Source organism: Rhodohalobacter sp. SW132 (assembly GCF_003390325.1).
In the GTDB taxonomy this organism is placed as follows: Bacteria; Bacteroidota; Rhodothermia; order Balneolales; family Balneolaceae; genus SW132.
Genome location: NZ_QUOK01000010.1, coordinates 41,733 through 59,406, shown reverse-complemented (window position 1 = coordinate 59,406; position 17,674 = coordinate 41,733). Strand labels below are relative to the sequence as shown.

The following is a 17,674-nucleotide window of genomic DNA, read 5'->3' as shown; positions in this document are numbered from 1 at the left end:
TGATAGAATTATGAGTATCAAACCAACAAGTAATTAACTGCGAAAGCATGAAACCGCTTAGATTTCACCGAGTTTAGTCGTCTTATTTTCATGCACTTCGTCCTACTTCGATTCTTGATGCCCTCGTGATGAAACCTATTCTCGGTATTTTAAGATTCTCTATATCTCTCCATCATTCTCAAATGCTTTTTTTAAAGCTGAACAAATTTCACCCATAACTCCGAAATTTCGCTGCAGAACCTTCTATTTAGCAGATATACTCTAATTTAAAACTGTATCTTTCAGATTATTCAACGATGCCTGAACATCGGGGAACATCTGAATCCGGCATCTCTATAAAACTATCAATCAAAGCTACCATAAATAACTACATCGTAATTTCGTATCCATGAAAAAATCCCTCATTATCTCTGTTCTCTCCTCAGCTTTTTTGCTCCTGGCTTTCTCCGGACAATCCCATGCACAAGACCGTTACAGCAATACGGAACTGGGTATTATTTTAGGTGAACCCACCGGTATCAGCCTGAAGATGTGGCAATCAGACCAAACGGCATTCGATGCAGGCTTCGCATGGTCATTCGGCGGAAGCGGCTCTGTACATATTCATTCCGATTACCTGCGCCACAACTGGCTTGATTCCGAAACCGGCGGCCTCGCTCTCTACTATGGGCTTGGGGCGCGTGTACGACTCGCTGATGACGCCAGGCTTGGCGTCAGGATTCCGGTAGGCCTGCAATTCAATATTCCTGATACTCGGTTAGCAACATTTTTCGAAGTAGCTCCGCTTCTCGATCTGATCCCGGAAACTACGTTTGATGTGAATGGCGGGCTCGGTATTCGGATCTTTATTTAAAAAATATCGAACGCTGAACAATGAATTTTGAATATCGAAGTGTTCGAAATTCGGCGTTCAGGATTCAATATTCGATATTTCAACCGTGTCGTTCAGGGGCAGGGCAACAAATTTTCCTTCTCTTGCAAACTCGATCATCTCAAACGGATTGCCGCGGTACGAGTCTACGATACCTGACAGTCTGTTCAGGTATTCATCATCAGAATTTGGATCGTGATGGGTAAGGATCAGCCGCTTTACTCCGCTTGATTTTGCCAGTTCCAGCACCCGTTCCCAGGCAGAGTGGCCCCACCCCTCACGTGTTTTAAACGTTTCGAGATTGAACTGCCCATCGTGGATCAGCAGATCGCAATCTTTTATAAAATCGCAGAACTTATCAATATATCTCAGCGGGGATGCGGTGAGCGGTAACTCGTTATCAGGTGCATAAATAATAGTATAGTCCTTAATCCTGAACCGGTAGATGGCTGTTTTAGTCGGATGATTTGCTACCAGGTAGTCCACACTAAATGCATCCATTCGCTCAGGTTCTTCTTTTTGTGTAACATAGGTCAGGTCCGAAGCAAGCATATCGAGCGTTACCGGGAAAAAGGTTTTCGTGAGATGTCCTGATAAAATCTCTTCTGCCCCGCCGCGATATTGCTCAGGCAGATGAATTCTGAAACTGTTCTCTTTTTCGTAGAATGGAGTAAAAAATGGAAACCCCTGGATGTGATCCCAGTGCGGGTGGGTGATAAAAAGGTCGCCGTGAATCGGGCCGGAAGAGTAGTTCTCAAGAAAATTCCCAAGGTTTCGGATGCCCGTACCCGAGTCGAGAATCAGCAGTTTGTCGTAGCCCGGTATTTCAATCTGAACACAGCTTGTATTTCCACCGTAAAAAATATTTTCACTGTTTGCACAAGGCGTTGAGCCGCGCACTCCCCAAAACTTCACTTTTACGGAAGGCTTTAGAGCCCTGCGGATGAATTCCAGCAGCTCCTGGTAAGAATCTCTTTGGATCAGCGTAATCGGGAAATGGCATTTACTGAATCTGGACTTGGAGATTTTCGGGTCATCAGTCAGAACAGCAGCGGGGATAAATCGCCTTCCCGGTTTTTGAGTAAATACAATCTCTACAAATTCCGGGAGGTTACGGATGTGGTCTTCATCGATAATGACAGCGGAGGGAAGTTCGCTTTCAAGTTTTTTTGCCAGTCTTTCACCGGTTGCAAAATATTCCATTTTACCGGCTCCAATCGCCTTTTCAAGCTTTTCAAAGCTATCCCGCTGATGTACTTTTGTCAGATAAACATTCTGCGCATTTTCCTTAGCCAATCACATCTCCATTAGGAAGAGGGCCCTGCGCTTTGCCAATGCAGGTTATTCCTCGCCCTCTTTTTTTATGAGGTCAATTTTTTTCTCAATTTCTGCCAGTTTATCTTCCTTTTCAGCAATTTCTTCTTCAGATTTTTCGATTTTTTTCTTCACATCATCCAGAAGCGGATTACTGCCACCCGAAGGTTTGAAATAGCTTAAAGACTCTTTTTTCTGTATCAGTTCCTGCTCCATCTTGGTAATCTGCTTGCGCAAAGATGAAGCCTGACTATTTAGTTTCCTGATGTCAGCAATATCATCCACAGAAAAATTTTCTACATTTTCCTGGCCAACGACCTGAACTGCTGCTTTTGCCGCACGGAACCGATCGTAGATTACATCGCATATTTCGCGATACTCTTTCCACATCCGGTTCTTATGTTTAATCGGAACATATCCCGCTTTCTTAAATTCAGTCTGCAGGGGTTTTGCAATATTTACAGCCTCAATCGGATCTTCGTGATCCCGCAGTTCGCGCAGTTTTTCGAGAACCTCTTCTTTTTCCTTGAGATTATCTTTTCGTTCTTCTTTAACCTCTTTAAAATGATCACGGCGGCGATCGTAGAAGTGATCCATTGCGCCTTTAAACTTCTTCCAGATCTTACCTGAACTGCGTTTTGGTACCGGGCCGACTTTCTTCCACTTCTCCATCAGGTTCTGCAGATCTTTGTGTGTCTGCTCCCAATCCTCAGAATCTTTCAGGTTTTCAGCTTTCTCAATTAAGGCGTGTTTTTCTTCGAGATTTTCCTGCTCCTGTTCTCTGAGCAGATCGAGGTTATCCGATTTCTTATCATTAAATTTGTCAGTTGCCGCTTTAAAACGATCCCACAATTCATTCTCATCTTTTTGCGGCAGGTTTCCGGCTTTTTTCCAGCGCCGGTGCAGCTTATTCACCTTTCTTGCGGCCTCTGCAAGGTCTTCTGCATCAATCAGGGCCTCTGCTTCGTCAATTAATTTCTTCTTGCGGCCAAGATGCTTCTCAATTTTATTGCGGTAACTCTTATCGTGCTTAAACCGCATGGAGTGAAACGTATCCTGCAGACGGTGATACTGGCTCCAGACCTCCTGATTTTTCTCAACCGGAACACGGCCGATTTTCCTGAACTGCTTTGCAAGCTGTTCGAAGCTCTTCTCCATTTCATCCCAGTCGGATGTTTCGTCGAGCTCCTTCACAAACTTTTCCATCTTTTCAAGTATAACCAGCTTTCCGGTAAGGTTATCTTCTTCCTGCTGCTTCTTTTTCACAAGCCGGTCGACTTTATGATCATCGAAAGTGCTGAGCAGTGATGAAAATTTCTTTTCCAGATCTTCAGCGGCATCTGCGGGCACAGCTTTAATGCGATCCCACCGTCCTTTCAATTTCCCAACTTCCCTGGTAGCTGTCCACTCTTCGTCATCTACAATTTTCTTAAGTGAGGCAAGAATCTGTTTTTTCTTCTCAAGATTTTCTTCGCGCTTCCTTTTCTGCTCCTCGTAGTGAGCCTTTTTTTTCTGTTCGAAATCTTCACGCAGCTGGTCAATTTTTTCGCGATAGCCGGAGATATCAATAGCCTCATCTTCCTCTTCACCGGCAGGATCGGGCCCTTCTCCCCAAGCGTTATCGATGTTATCGAACTCCATCGATACATAGGCCCAATCGCTCACTTCCACGAGCTGTTCGGCTTTATCGGCAAGCTCTTTATAATACGTTTCTGTTTCTGAGAGATCTTTTTTCTCTTCAGCAACTTCTTTTTCAGCCTCAGCAGACTCATCGGTTTCAGCCGGTTTTGTTTCCTCTTCGACCTCATCCATTTCTGTTTCGCGCTCAACTGTCTGCGTATCACCAGCATCTTCAGGTTCATCGGCAGCCGCTTTATCTACTTCTTTTTCTTTCTCTGAATCTTTCTTGTCAGACTGAGCAGTATCATCAGCTTCAGACGGTTTTGTTTCCTTTTCAACTTCAATCTCAATCGTCTCCGTATCGGCCGCATCTTCAGGTTCATCATCAGCCGATTCATCTTCTTCTTTATCGGCAGTTTCTTTTTCTGCAGGTGCAAGCAAGCTTTCGAGACGCTCTTTAGAACTATTGATAAGCGATTCAAAATCACCAACAGCTTCAGCTTCGAGCAGTTCGCCTGTCAATTTATCGAATGATGCTTTCAACTCATCTGCATCCGGAGCGTCTTCTTTCGATACATTTTCGAAAAAACCGTCAACTTTCGTCTGCAAATTTTCAAACGCATTTTCGAACGCTTCAACCTGTGCTTCCACCGATTCGGGATCAGCCTGTGCAAGTACCCGCTGCTCGAAAAGTGATGTTTTTTTTAGAATTAGCTCACCATCCTCGGAAACGAATACAAATTTGTTTTCAAACAGTGGGGTGGTTTCGGTGTTTGTACTTTGTTTTTCTTCAGACAAAATAGAAGCGTCTTTTAAGGTTGCACATTACGGCGTATCGCCTTCATTTATAGTTCAGAAGTTTAATCAACATTCCGTATGGAAGCAACTTTTCCCTCCTTTGATTGCTATGCCATTCGAAATCAGACCAAATACCTTACGGCTCTATAACCATTTAAACCCTGTAACTATTGCAAAGTTTCCGGAGATCCATTCTCCGGCTTTAAATTAATTCTTTTTGAATAAGTGAACATCCCGCTGCGGAAACGGAATACTTACACCATTAGAATCGAATTTCTCTTTGATGCTTTTCGTGATATGATAGCGCAGAGGCCATACATTTTTGGTTTCGGTCCATGGCCGCACACGGATCATTACCGAGCTGTCACCCAGCTCAGATACAGCGATTAAAGGCTCGGGTTCCGCCATCACACGTTCATCGGCATCCAGAACTTCTTTAATCAGCGCAATCGCCTTATCCATATCATCGCGGTAGGAGATTCCAAATTCCATATCCACTCTTCGATTTTCAAATTTGGAAAGGTTTTGTATCTCCTGTCCCCAAACGCGTGAATTCGGCATGGTAATCCCGATGTTATCGAAACTGTGCATCTCTGTCGTAAAAAGCCTCACTTCATCCACAATCCCAAAGGTTCCAGCCACATTCACAGCATCCCCCACTTTAAACGGGCGCAAAATCAGCAGCATCATTCCGGCAGCAACATTGCTGAGCGTCCCCTGCAGGGCAAGACCCACCGCAAGGCCGGCAGCACCCAAAACTGCGATGATGCTTGCGGTCTGAACACCAAACTGCCCCAGAACCAGCAGAAATGTTATCACGAGAATTACTACACGGGTGGTCTGCGACAACACCGGAACAAGTGTATCATCAAATTTCCCTGACTTTGATGTAGCATCTTTTACTCTTTTCCCCGCCCATCCGGCAATAATATAGCCCGCGATCAGGATGATGATTGCACCGATTACACTCATCGCGTGAGTTAAAAAGAAAGCAGTTACGACTTCTGAATTATCTCCTAAACTGTCAAATAAATCCATTTATGTGATGTCTCTTTTCCTAAATCTGTTAAAAAATTGCTGTTTTTATTGAGTTGTACTGATTATCAACCCAACGTATAATCAAAATCAGATATCGTAGCGTTCATTTTTTATGAACGGGCTATGTTTAGTTTAAAACGTGAGTTCGATGTATAAGTTTGTCAGATTTCACCAAAAACAGCCCAAAAAGGGCGTTAGTTAAGAATGTTCGCCAACAATTATGTCATGTCATGCCCCGGCGAGGCATCTCCTTCCTTGTTGTGTTTAAACGTAAAAATCCGCCAGAATTTCCCCCGGCGGATTTTGTAGAATGATCCATTCGTTTGCATAAGGGCTTTCCCGGTCAGAGATCACTCCGGGTTATGAATATGAACATCGCGCTGCGGAAACGGAATGGACAATCCTTCTTTGTCAAACGTTTTGTAGACCTCTTCATTCATCCGGAAATAAACGGGCCAGTAATCGGATGCATTCACCCATGCCCTAACGGTGATATCCACAGAACTGTCACCCAGTTCTTTAAGCGCCATAAACGGCTCAGGATCTTCAAGTATCCGCTCATCGCCTCCCAGGAGCCGCTTAATTACCTCATACGCTTTATCGAGATCATCTCCGTAACCGATCCCAAACGTCCAGTCAACACGCCTTGTAGGTTGCCGCGAAAAGTTCGTCATCGATCCGGTAGCCAGCGGGCCGTTGGGGATCAATATGGTTTTATTGTCGGGTGATGTGAGTATGGTAACAAAAATCTGGATCTCTTTTACGGTTCCCATGTGTCCCTGGGCTTCAATAAAATGCCCTACTCTGAAAGGCTTGAAAAAGAGAATCATCACTCCGCCGGCAAAATTTTGCAATGTCCCGGACAGCGCCAGGCCAACGGCAAGACCCGCTGCACCAAGTATGGCAATAAAAGATGTCATCTCTACACCCAGCATGCCAAGTGCAGTGATGTATACCAGGATTTTCAAAAGTATGGTAAGAAAGCTAACCAGAAAACCTTTCAGTGTCTCATCTGTCTCCCCTTTATCCAAACCTCGCCGGATTCCCTGGCTAATCAGCTTCACAATCCATAAACCGATAACAAGCGTAAGAATTGCCCAAAGAATATTGGGTCCGTATGTCATCACAATTTCTGTAAAGTTCACATCTTGTATTGAATCCATAATTGTTCTATTTGTTTGAAATTAACGCAGCTGTTAAACCAAATTCGAAAACCAGTACTTTTTCAGTTTGTCATTGGGATATAACTCCGGCAATAAACGAATGAAATTATTCATTTTAAAATTTATTCTGCCAAAACCTGAACCCGTTTTTGAGCAGCAATGTTTTAGACTGATGTTGAGATTTTATGAGAAATATTGCCATTTCGGTTTGATGGGTGCAAAATCACAAAAAAAAGCCGGCCCGGAAATCCGGACCGGCTTGGAATATTATTCAGCTATTGTGGGCTAAGATCACTCCAGATGACTTCTCAGCATCCAGGCCGTTTTGGAATGAACGTGCAGTCTTTCTGTAATCATATCGATGGAAGCTTCGTCACCCGCCTCTTCGCATGCCGGCAGGGCTTCACGCGCTGTTCGCAGTATGGTTTCGTTATCTACGGCTAAACGGCGAACCATCTCCATCGAATCCGGCTGGTCGGTATCCTCCTCAATTGAGGTCAGCTCCTGGTATTCCCTGAATGAGCCGGGCGCACGGTGGCCGAGAGCACGAATTCGTTCTGCAATGTCATCAATCGCCGCAGCCAGTTCCGTATACTGCTCTTCAAATTGCTCGTGAAGAGAGTGAAAGTGGGGGCCCGTAACATTCCAGTGGTAGTTGTGCGTTTTCAGGTAGACCATATAACTGTCGGCCAGTATCTTCGAGATACCCATCGCTATTTTCTCCCTGTTCGAATCTGAAATACCGATGTTGATTTCCATATCTTTCTGTCCGTTTACGACTGTTGTTGAACTCATGAAACTATCCTGATTTTTTTTGTGAAAGATTAAATCTTAACGTGTTACCTCATCACAAAAAAACCGTAAAAATCATTCCAATAGAACACCTGTATTTACCGGGCAGGCCATTTACAAATCAGGCCTCAATTTCATGGACTTCTTTTAGGATCGCCCGCGCATTTTCATCGTTCTTTTGCACCACACGATGCTGCAAATTGGTTACAATCTCTTGTTCTGCTCTCTCGTAAGCTTCCTCTTTGGCTTCCGTTTCCGTACCGGTTCGAACCAGCTCGAAAATGTCATCCGCCCTGACGATACTGTAGAGATTATCTTCATTAAATGCGTGAGAGCGAAATTCTTCAAATTTCTTAAACAGTTCAGGAAACTGGAGACTGTCATCCGCTCGGTCCAGGACTTCTACGTCAGCAGGACCCTCGGCACTCAGCGGAGTTTTACAGAGATAAAAAAACTTTTGCTTATAAATCATCTTCTCAATTCAATTCGGTTACAAATTCCAATTCTGTAATATAACGTATTTTGCAGATCATCACACATTAAACCCGTAAACCTGCCGGTATATTTTCAACAGGGTGCCGGTCTGACTCACTCAATATCATTTGGTGTTACGAGCCATTTGAATGTGCAGTTTTCCGGGCCGGTATCTTTCCACCTTTCTGCTGATGTTTCAAAACATGCAATATTTGCCGTTGTGAATGTCAGGTTAGTACGTTTGTCAACCAGGCGCGCAACCACTCGTTCTACCGATGGATTGTGACCAGCCACCAGTATAGTCAAAGCACTTTCCGGAGCCCTCCGAACTGCCTGCAGATAGGCATCCGCTCCTTCATAGTAAAGATCTTCGTTCCAGCTTATAATATTTTCACCCTGCCCTTGTGCGTACGCAAGCAGAAGCACGGTTTCCCTCGCGCGCTGCGCGGCTGAACTTACAATATAATCCGGCACAACCCCCTGTTCCTTCAAATAACGCCCCATTGCCGGAGCGTCGCGTTTACCGCGTTTATTCAGCGGTCGATCAAAATCTTTCTGCGCGGAATCAGCCCATGATGACTTGGCGTGACGCATAAACAGAATGGTTTTCTTTTCTGACATCTTGAAATATTTGGTTTAAGCCTTAGTTCGAATCTTAAATAATGACATCAAAAGTGCCCCCCTTAGAAAGGATGTGAGAAAATAATGTATCAATACTTATTGAGAATTATAAATTCACCACGAACTCACGATGACACAAAGATTCACGAAGGATAGTAATTTGATTTTGTAATACTTCGTGTACCCTCGTGGCTTTGCGTCTTCGCGGTAAAAATAAATGGCTGATATCTTTGATTAAGTATTTGCTCACACCCTCTAGAAAAGTTGGATAAATAATTATTCAAAGTGGTTCTCAAAAAACTCATCTGATGACTTAATACAGATAAATTAATTTTCTCAGTACACAATTATCGTGTCATTGATGTATCGACGGGTATGTTTGCTTCAAATCTTCACCGGATGAATTCGCTTCATCCGGTGAATTGTCCGGCCTGTACATTATCCATCGCATAAGATGACAGAGTAATATGTAGCCCGATTCACTCATCCGATGACGGGAAGTCAGCGTATGAGGCAATTTCCTTAACCCGACAAATCAAAATCACTACTAATGTAACTGTTTTGAAACTGCTTAATTCATTCTACAACGATACCCAAACGTTTATTGGAGTCCAAAAAATTTCATGGTTATGATTGTTTCCGAATCGATTTGGATGATGATTCGTTGTTTGGGTGATGAGTCGTCCCGGTTCGGCGAACCGGGGTACGTGCCCATCTGGGATTTTTAGTTATTCATTTCCTCGATCTTTCTGTAGATCGTGCGGGGGAGGTATAGGGCCAGCGCTGCTCCGCGGACAGCCATAAATAGCACCATTGCCAGCCACAGGCCATGAACTCCAAAAGCCCATGTTCCGATGTAATATGTCGGCAAAAAGAAAAGTGTGGTGGCTGCAACCATTGTATTCCGCATCGGTCCGGTTTCTGTAGCTCCGATAAATACGCCGTCCAGTATGTAGCAAATACTGGATATAAACGGGGCCAGAATGGTCCAGAAGACCACGCTGAGAGCGAGTGCAATCACCTCCTGCTTATCCGTAAACAGGTTGAGTATCTGCTGATCAAACAAGCCGTAAATCAAAGATCCGGCAACTCCAATCGACAGCCCCCATACCAGGTTATAGTTTACCGCTTTTTTCAGGAGTGCCTTGTTACCCGCTCCTTTGTACTTTCCGATCAGGCTTTCGGCAGCATACGCAAATCCGTCAATTCCATATGATGCCACCATCCAGAGCTGAAGCAGAATAGTGTTGGCAGCAAGAATCAGATCTCCCTGCTCAGCGGATTTAGCCGTAAAAAAGGAAAAGGTGAATATCAGGCATAAAGTGCGTATAAAAATATCTCGGTTAACGGAGAAAAATTTTCGGATTTCATCTGCATCAATCAGTTTACTTTTCACATAATGGCTGATATAGCGCCGGTACTGGTAAAGAAACAGGCTGATGGCAAGTGCCAATGCCAGGTAGGTAGAGATCACCGTACCCCACGCCACACCATCCACATGCATTCCCAGGACCTGTATAAAATAAATATTAAGGCCGAGGTTCAGCAGATTCAGCACGATGGTGATGATCATCGGAAAACGGGCATTCTGCATGCCCAGGAACCACCCGTTGATTCCGTAAAGTGCCAGCACAGCAGGGGCTGTAAAGATGCGGATGTCGTAATACTCAAGTGCATACTGCTGCACTTCAGGGCCACTCTCAATAATTATAAAACTAAGCAGTGCGATGGGCTCACGTAACAGAATCAAACAAATGCCAATTATCAAGGCTATGAACTGAACCCTTGCAAGCATCATCATCATTCCGGTGCGGTTTCTGCTGCCGTATTCCTGGGCCGTCAGCCCCGTTGTGCCCATTCTCAAAAACCCGAATCCCCAGAACAGGAAGTTAAATATCATCCCACCAACCGCAAGTGCTCCAAGATAGTACACCTCATCCAGGTGACCCACAAGGGCCGTATCCACAACCCCAAGCAGAGGTACGGACAGGTTGCTGATCACATTGGGTACAGCCAGGTGTAATATTTTTTTATTCAACAGTCGCCTCGGTTGCAGAAATCAGATCAAACCCGGTTCTTGTTATGCGTAGATTCACTTTACTTTGCGGACTAATTTAATCTTAATTGATTTAATTCCCTGCCCCTATGGATCGGAAATAATGAAGAGTATCCATTCTGGGGAAGGGGAAAAGTGAACGGAAAGAGCAGTAAGATGATTTTTAAGTTCAAAACAGTCCAAATACTTTTTCTGGAGCACAGTTGATCATCCCCGATTCTCCCCTCAATTGCAATGTCACTTACATTGTAATTATACATTTCAGTTTTATTGTGACTCATGATCCAATTGTTTGCCCAAGATTCACCGGCCTTTGATTACTGAAGGAGGTGATTGATTTGCGGGGAGTGCATGCGATGTTTGTAAAAACTACCGGCCAAATCTTAGATTACTATCAATAAGTGATATGGACCTTTGTTTTTACATCGCAAAACGTACCGCAAATCCCGACTGAAGGAGTCACCAGCCCGGCGGGTTTTGGATACTTTTGACCGTTCAAAAGTATCAGGAGAATAAACCATATTTGGCTATTGTTAGTGACATTACCTTCGAAGGAGGCACACTCCTTAAAAAATTCATACTTAACTTATAAAGTTATTGGCTTCAAGTTGATACCTCGTGGGCTCTGTATCGTGTTAGTTCAATTGTATAAATGCATTCTAAAGCTGACAAAAATACCCTTAAATCTGCATCATTAAAACCAGAAATATGGAACTGAGTTACTGGCAAAGCAGATGGAAAAAGGGGAAAACCGGATTCCACATGCCCGATGGTTATCCCTCTCTTGAAAAGCAATGGCCAAATCTTGGCTTGCCCGAACATCCCTCCGTTCTCGTGCCGCTAAGCGGAAAAAGTCTCGACTTGATTATACTCGAACATCTTGGAGCCACCGTAACCGGCGTTGAAATATCGCGAGTGGCCATTGATGATTTTATGATTGAGAACAACCGGGACTATACAATGGATCAATTCGCAGGATTTACCCTTTTCCGTTCCGGGCGGATCACTATCTGGGAAGGCGATTTCTTTAAGTTTCCGGAAAAAAAGAATGGAAAATTTGACCTGATTTATGACAAAGCCGCCCTGGTGGCCCTCCCAAAGCCGATGAGACAACGTTATGCTGAGAAAGTTCTAACCATCGCCGGCGACACCACCCCCATTCTGCTGCATCACTTTATCTATCCTCAGGAGCAGATGCCCGGTCCGCCTTTCAGTGTGCCGATGGAAGAGTTGCAAACCTATTTTGCCGCACGCTACACCTTCACATTACTGGAAGAAAACACAATCCCTTCAAAAAATTCCATCCCTTTTGTAAGAAGAGGCCTGAAATCTAACCTAAAAGAACAACTTCTTTTGCTCAATCCCCTGCAAAACATGTGATTGACAACAACTTTTATCTTTTTATTTCTTTTTTGCCTGTTATCTTCTTGAAAGTTGCATGTAAGCCTACCTGCATTTATTTTCCTTTTCAATTTCACAAACTGCGTAAAACGTAATACACTATCTCATGGATATAGACAAGCGTAACCAGCTGTTAACAATTCTTCTCGGCGTTATTATTATTGGAATGAGTTATTTCCTCTACAGGTCACTCATGGATCCCTACCAGGAAGTTCTGGATGAACGTGAGATGGTTGAACGTGAACGTCACCGTATGGAAGTCACCCGCGATGCCCTTGTACAGTACAGAAATCGCCGTGGAAACTTCCCGCCAACAGATGGAGGACTTGACAGCCTGGTTGCATTTCTGAAGAATGATTCTGTAATGGTTGCCAACGGTCCCGAAATGTTTGCATTCCGGCCTCCTTCTACATACGATCCCGATTCTGTTGTTTACTCTCCGAGACCGCCGCACAATCGATTTGAGTACACGCTGAACGACACAATTCGTCCGCGCCTGTACCTTCTCGAAAACCCCGGCACAGACGATCGTATTGGAGATCTGCAAAGTACAACCATGCTGAATGCTCCAAACTGGAATTAATAATGACCGATGATGTATGCCTGGGAATCTGTTTTTCCGATAATCAGCTTTTCTATTCGGTAAACCAGCCGGGCACCATCTCTTCAGTCAGGCACATTGGTGCATTTGATTTCAATTTTGATGTGCAGCAGGCTGTTGTGCATGGAGACGGTGAATCGTTCTCCGGAATAAAAAATTCAATACGGGAGCTCAAAGAGCGGTTTAATTGCCGCTCTGTCCGTATTTTATCCCCCGCAACCGAAGAGTGCCGCACACTTCTGCCGCGTTTCGTTTATGAAGACACCAGTGAACGGGAATCACACATCCGCACCCTGGTACCTGATACAGACCGCAACAAACTCGAGATAACCTGGTATTCACTCAGCAACGTTGATTTTCGCCTGCTGCTGATCCGAAACTCAGATACCTTAAAAGGGTTCAGGAATCTGCTGGGCAGTATTGAGCAAACCGAATACGTATCCGATTTTGAACTGGGAAGCGAATGGCAGCAGCACACAAATATCAACGGTTCTTTCCTGATGATGCATTGCGGAAGAAAATTTATCTCTATCTCTTCATTCCTGCTGGGCAAACTGCGCGGCTGTACGCTCATTCCGTTTGATGATGCCGCAGACCTGCCATATCTTTGGAAACTTTATGCCAGCCGGCAGTCGTGGATGCGCGGAATTCACGAGCAGGTTTACTATTTTGGATTTAACGCTCCTGAAATTCGCGATATCATCACACCCTATCGTGATGAAACAGGGGAACAGTATGTAATGAGCACGCTCAGCCAGATGCAGGTTACCGCACCGGAAAAAACATACGGATTCCGGTTAGAACGCGCCTTTCCTGCAATTTTGTTAAGTTTAAACTATAAGGACGAACAAAGCGGACCTGATCATGCGAATCATCACCGGAACTCTTAAAGGCCGAAATATACCGGCTCCAAATACCGACCTGCTCCGCCCTACATCCGATCGAACGAAAGAGGGCATTTTCTCCACGATATCCGCACGCAGGTATTTTGAATCTACCCGCGTTCTTGATCTTTTTGCCGGCAGCGGAAATCTTGGATTTGAAGCGATCTCCCGTGGCTCCTCTCAGGTTCTGTTTTTAGACAGGGAACATGAGCACATTCGGCATATCGAAAAAATTGCAGAGTCATTTGGAGTGGCCGATAAAATCTCTACCCGTGTTATGGCCGTTGAAGAGTACCTTGAACAGCCGCAGGAAACGTTTGATTTTATCTTTGCTGATCCGCCCTACGACTATTTTTACATGGAAGGTATCATTGACCTGGTGCTTAACGGAAACGTGTTGGAAGATGACGGTTGGTTTATTCTTGAACACGATAAGCGGCACGATTTTTCAGAACATCCACTGTGTGCGTATGTAAAACCGTATGGGAGAACCATCGCCTCGTTTTTCACACGGGATGAATCCATCACTTAACGCGGAAACATGTCTGACGACCTGAAAATTGCACTTTATCCCGGCTCTTTTGATCCCTTTACCAACGGGCACCTCGATCTTGTTCAGCGCGCATCAAAAATATTTGATCGTGTGATTATTACTATTGCGGTAAACAGCAAAAAGGAGACTCTGTTTACGGGTGAGGAGCGGGAGCAACAAATTCTGAACGCTGTGAAAGATCAACCCTGGAGCAGTCAAATCGTTGTGGAACAGTTTACCGGGCTGCTGATCGATTTTGCCGCCAAAAAAAAGGCGTCTGTTCTGCTGCGGGGTGTTCGTCAGATTTCTGATTTTGAGTACGAATTTCAGATGGCACTCACCAACCGGCGACTATCTCCAGAACTCGATACCGTTTTTATGATGCCCGATGAAAACCACGCCATCACCTCATCCTCTATTGTGAAAGAGGTAGCGAAATGGGGAGGCGACGTCAGCAGCTTTGTTCCGCCAAATATCCATACCAAAATTCTTGAAAAATATAAATCGAAGTGATCTGCGCTGTATGCTGAATTTTCCCTATCATACAGTTCTTTATGCGGATCAATCTGATGTGATTTTAGAAATAAATGGTGGTTCTGCAACCCCGAAGTTTTGGAACTGAAAGTAAACGAAGATCATAGCATTGTATTTCTATGAGAGATCTGACAAAATTGATAGAATTATGGGCATCAAACCATCAAGTATTTTACCACAAAGGCTCGAAAACACAAAGATTTCACGAAGGTTAGCTAACTGATTTTCATACACTTCGTGGCAAACATAATTTCCAATATTTCAGATTCTCTGCTTTATTCCAATTATTATGCAAGCATATTTTATTAGCCTGAAAAAAAATCACCCGCAACCCCGAAACTTCGGGACTGTGGACCCTAAATGGTAAAAATGCACAGCATGTCTGGATTGCATCACCTAAACGTACCTTTTAAGATTAAACCCAATACCCAATGATCTCTACACGCGCAGAACAACTTTCTGAATCTCAAACGATGAAAATTTCCGGACGTGCCAAAGAGCTTGCCCGGGAAGGTGTCTCCATTATCTCCCTGAGCGCTGGAGAACCCGACTTCAAAACACCAGCTCATATCTGCAACGCCGCCATCGAAGCCATTACTGAGGGATTTCACGGCTACACTATGAATGCCGGAATGCCTGAACTCCGTGAAGCGATCGTTGAAAAATTAAAGCGGGACAACGGCCTGGACTACTCTCCCGACCAGATTGTACTTTCAAACGGTGCCAAGCAGTCGGTTGGTTTTGCAATTCTCGCCACGATCAACCCGGGCGACGAAGTACTCATCCCCGCACCGTATTGGGTTTCATATCCCGAAATGGTGAAAATGGCGCAGGGAACACCCGTACCTATTCGAACAACCTACGGGACACACTTCAAGTTAACAGCTGAACAGCTTCGCGACAGTATCACACCTAAAACCCGGGCAATCATCCTCTGCTCGCCAAGCAATCCAACCGGAGCCTGTTACACCCTGAAAGAACTCAAAGAGATTGCAGAGGTGCTAAAAGAACATCCGGACATCCTCATCTTTTCTGATGAGATCTACGAATACATTGTCTTTTCCGGCGAACATGTGGGCATTTTGAATGCAGCACCTGAATTGAAAGATCGCACCGTTCTGATTAACGGATTTTCAAAAGGATTTGCCATGACAGGGTGGAGACTCGGCTATGCTGCCGGCCCCAAACCCATTATTTCAGCGCTCGCAAAAATTCAGAGCCAGGAGACCTCTGCGCCATCCTCTATATCACAAAAAGCAGGTCTTGCCGCGTATACCGGAACGATGGCACCCGTCGCAAAAATGAGGGAAGCCTTCAAAGAACGGCGCGATTTTATGGTAAAAGCGCTCAACGAAATTGAGGGAGTCGATTGCTTTACTCCATCAGGTGCATTCTACATTTTCCCGGATATCCAGGCATTTCTCGGCAAAACAACACCAAGTGGCACAAAGATGGAAACCTCTACAGATCTCTGCATGTACCTGCTCGAAAAGCACGGTGTAGCGGCCGTTCCCGGAGACGCATTCGGGGAACCCGGCGGACTGAGATTGAGTTACGCATCATCTATTGAGCAACTCAAAGAAGCGGTAATACGCCTTAAAAACGGGTTTGATTCACTTTCATAACCGCCATTTTGTTCCGCGAATCAATTTTGGCACATTTTATGCTGCGTGTACTCCGTAACTTATTCCTGAATTTTAAAGCATGACATTCTCCTATGCCTACGTACGAATATAAACGTGAAGATGGTACCACTTTTGAAGTTTTTCAATCCATGTCAGATGATGCACTTACAGTTTGCCCTACAACGGGCCAGCCTGTAAAACGAATGATCAGCGGCGGAACCGGACTCGTATTCAAAGGGTCGGGCTTTTACGTAACTGACTACAATAATGGCTCAAAAGGTAACGGCTCATCAGAAACCAAAGAATCATCATCCTCTTCATCATCGACGGCAGAAAAGCCCGCTGGTGCCGGTAACGACAGCAAGTCGAACGATTAACCTGAATGCATGCCTGAAGAACGATCTGAACGTTATAAAAAAGCTTCCGAACAGTTCGTGCTGCTCTGGGGAGAGATGGCTTCAGCCTGGGGCATCAATAAAACGATGGCCCAGATTCACGCTCTATTATACGCTGAAAGTGAACCGCTCGATACGGATACCATCATGGAACGCCTCCACATCAGCCGGGGGAATGCCAACATGAACCTGCGCAACTTAAAACAGTGGCAGCTGATCAATAAGGTTCATTTTAAGGGGAAACGAAAAGATTTCTACACTGCTGAAAAGGATGTCTGGAATATCGTAGCTATCCTGATTCACGAAAGGCAACAGCGCGAAATTGCGCCTATTCAACAGAATCTTATTGAATGCCTGGAGCTATTTGAAACCGGCAGTGATCTCACCGAAGATGAAGCGGATTTTAAAGAACGCATCGAAAACTTCGTTGAATTTCTTGAGATGTTCGACCGGTTTACCAAAGCGATGCTCCCCTACATCAACAAAAAGAACCTCAAGTTTCTGAAGAAACTGGTTAAACTCGCAGAAGCCCATCAATCGCTGAAAGGCAGTGATGAACCCACATCAGCAAATTCATAACATGATTAAAACCGGCAGACAAATCGGCGATGAAGGAGAGGATATTGCAGCTGCCTATCTTGAATCAAAAGGATGGCTGATACTCGACCGCAACTACTATTTTGAAAAAGCTGAGGTGGATATCGTTGCGTTTGATCGAACTCAGATAATTTTCGTAGAAGTTAAATCACGATCAGGCATATATTTTGGCCGCCCCGAGGAGTATGTTACCCCGCAAAAAGAGAAACTCATCAAAAAAGCGGCTGAAGCATGGGTCTATGAACGTAAAATGGAGACGGCACTTATTCGGTTTGATGTAGTTGCCATTGTTCAGGAAAATAGCGAAGCTCCTGACATCACGCATTTTGAGGATGCATTCCGCTAATTTAACAAGTAT

General features: G+C 44.6%; 18 protein-coding genes. 10 read left to right on the top strand and 8 right to left on the bottom strand.

From position 1 onward, the window contains the following. Nucleotides 1-388 precede the first annotated feature (388 nt). On the top strand, nucleotides 389-853 hold the full coding sequence (locus DYD21_RS16575) for a hypothetical protein (RefSeq protein WP_233505571.1): 465 nt from the start codon (nucleotides 389-391) through the stop codon (nucleotides 851-853). Between the two features lie 57 nt (nucleotides 854-910). On the opposite strand, the gene DYD21_RS16570 is transcribed toward DYD21_RS16575, so the two are convergent. From DYD21_RS16570 to DYD21_RS16530, 8 genes are all read right to left on the bottom strand, one after another. Then, nucleotides 911-2,167 carry an MBL fold metallo-hydrolase gene (locus tag DYD21_RS16570; protein WP_116038124.1) on the bottom strand — a complete coding sequence of 419 codons (1,257 nt, stop codon included), beginning with the start codon at nucleotides 2,165-2,167 and terminating at the stop codon, nucleotides 911-913. Between the two features lie 45 nt (nucleotides 2,168-2,212). Next, entirely contained in the window at nucleotides 2,213-4,603 is a 2,391-nt protein-coding gene (locus DYD21_RS16565; protein ID WP_116038123.1) for a DUF349 domain-containing protein, read from the bottom strand. A 207-nt stretch (nucleotides 4,604-4,810) separates the two neighbouring features. After that, nucleotides 4,811-5,641, bottom strand: coding sequence for a mechanosensitive ion channel family protein (locus DYD21_RS16560; RefSeq protein WP_116038122.1), 831 nt, complete (start codon nucleotides 5,639-5,641; stop codon nucleotides 4,811-4,813). Nucleotides 5,642-5,991: 350 nt separating this feature from the next. Next, complete coding sequence (locus tag DYD21_RS16555; RefSeq protein WP_116038121.1) at nucleotides 5,992-6,804, bottom strand: mechanosensitive ion channel family protein; 813 nt, start codon at nucleotides 6,802-6,804, stop codon at nucleotides 5,992-5,994. Nucleotides 6,805-7,095: 291 nt separating this feature from the next. Continuing rightward, nucleotides 7,096-7,599, bottom strand: coding sequence for a Dps family protein (locus DYD21_RS16545; RefSeq protein WP_233505570.1), 504 nt, complete (start codon nucleotides 7,597-7,599; stop codon nucleotides 7,096-7,098). Between the two features lie 118 nt (nucleotides 7,600-7,717). Further along, nucleotides 7,718-8,068 carry a hypothetical protein gene (locus DYD21_RS16540; RefSeq protein WP_116038119.1) on the bottom strand — a complete coding sequence of 117 codons (351 nt, stop codon included), beginning with the start codon at nucleotides 8,066-8,068 and terminating at the stop codon, nucleotides 7,718-7,720. Nucleotides 8,069-8,184: 116 nt separating this feature from the next. Continuing rightward, on the bottom strand, nucleotides 8,185-8,691 hold the full coding sequence (locus tag DYD21_RS16535; RefSeq protein ID WP_116038118.1) for a histidine phosphatase family protein: 507 nt from the start codon (nucleotides 8,689-8,691) through the stop codon (nucleotides 8,185-8,187). A 724-nt stretch (nucleotides 8,692-9,415) separates the two neighbouring features. After that, complete coding sequence (locus tag DYD21_RS16530; protein ID WP_116038117.1) at nucleotides 9,416-10,729, bottom strand: MATE family efflux transporter; 1,314 nt, start codon at nucleotides 10,727-10,729, stop codon at nucleotides 9,416-9,418. A gap of 726 nt (nucleotides 10,730-11,455) precedes the next feature. Here DYD21_RS16530 and DYD21_RS16525 point away from each other — a divergent pair. The 9 genes from DYD21_RS16525 to DYD21_RS16485 all read left to right on the top strand — a co-directional run bounded on the left by DYD21_RS16525 (nucleotide 11,456) and on the right by DYD21_RS16485 (nucleotide 17,662). After that, nucleotides 11,456-12,127: a thiopurine S-methyltransferase gene (locus DYD21_RS16525; RefSeq protein ID WP_116038116.1), complete on the top strand. Its 672-nt coding sequence runs from the start codon at nucleotides 11,456-11,458 to the stop codon at nucleotides 12,125-12,127. Between the two features lie 127 nt (nucleotides 12,128-12,254). Further along, the gene (locus DYD21_RS16520) at nucleotides 12,255-12,731 is read left to right on the top strand and encodes a hypothetical protein (RefSeq protein WP_116038115.1); all 477 of its coding nucleotides are present in this window, start codon (nucleotides 12,255-12,257) and stop codon (nucleotides 12,729-12,731) included. Between the two features lie 2 nt (nucleotides 12,732-12,733). Beyond that, nucleotides 12,734-13,639, top strand: coding sequence for a hypothetical protein (locus DYD21_RS16515; protein ID WP_116038114.1), 906 nt, complete (start codon nucleotides 12,734-12,736; stop codon nucleotides 13,637-13,639). After that, entirely contained in the window at nucleotides 13,614-14,165 is a 552-nt protein-coding gene (gene rsmD, locus DYD21_RS16510) for a 16S rRNA (guanine(966)-N(2))-methyltransferase RsmD (RefSeq protein ID WP_116038113.1), read from the top strand. Before DYD21_RS16515 ends, rsmD begins: the two co-directional genes overlap by 26 nt. Before the next feature lie 9 nt (nucleotides 14,166-14,174). Next, complete coding sequence (coaD, locus tag DYD21_RS16505) at nucleotides 14,175-14,678, top strand: pantetheine-phosphate adenylyltransferase (RefSeq protein ID WP_116038112.1); 504 nt, start codon at nucleotides 14,175-14,177, stop codon at nucleotides 14,676-14,678. Between the two features lie 452 nt (nucleotides 14,679-15,130). Next, complete coding sequence (locus DYD21_RS16500) at nucleotides 15,131-16,324, top strand: pyridoxal phosphate-dependent aminotransferase (protein WP_116038111.1); 1,194 nt, start codon at nucleotides 15,131-15,133, stop codon at nucleotides 16,322-16,324. 92 nt (nucleotides 16,325-16,416) lie between these two features. Then, the gene (locus DYD21_RS16495; protein WP_116038110.1) at nucleotides 16,417-16,701 is read left to right on the top strand and encodes an FmdB family zinc ribbon protein; all 285 of its coding nucleotides are present in this window, start codon (nucleotides 16,417-16,419) and stop codon (nucleotides 16,699-16,701) included. Nucleotides 16,702-16,710: 9 nt separating this feature from the next. Then, the gene (locus DYD21_RS16490; RefSeq protein ID WP_116038109.1) at nucleotides 16,711-17,298 is read left to right on the top strand and encodes a GbsR/MarR family transcriptional regulator; all 588 of its coding nucleotides are present in this window, start codon (nucleotides 16,711-16,713) and stop codon (nucleotides 17,296-17,298) included. Nucleotide 17,299: 1 nt separating this feature from the next. Beyond that, nucleotides 17,300-17,662, top strand: a complete 363-nt coding sequence (locus tag DYD21_RS16485; protein ID WP_116038108.1) for a YraN family protein — start codon at nucleotides 17,300-17,302, stop codon at nucleotides 17,660-17,662. Nucleotides 17,663-17,674: the final 12 nt, after the last annotated feature.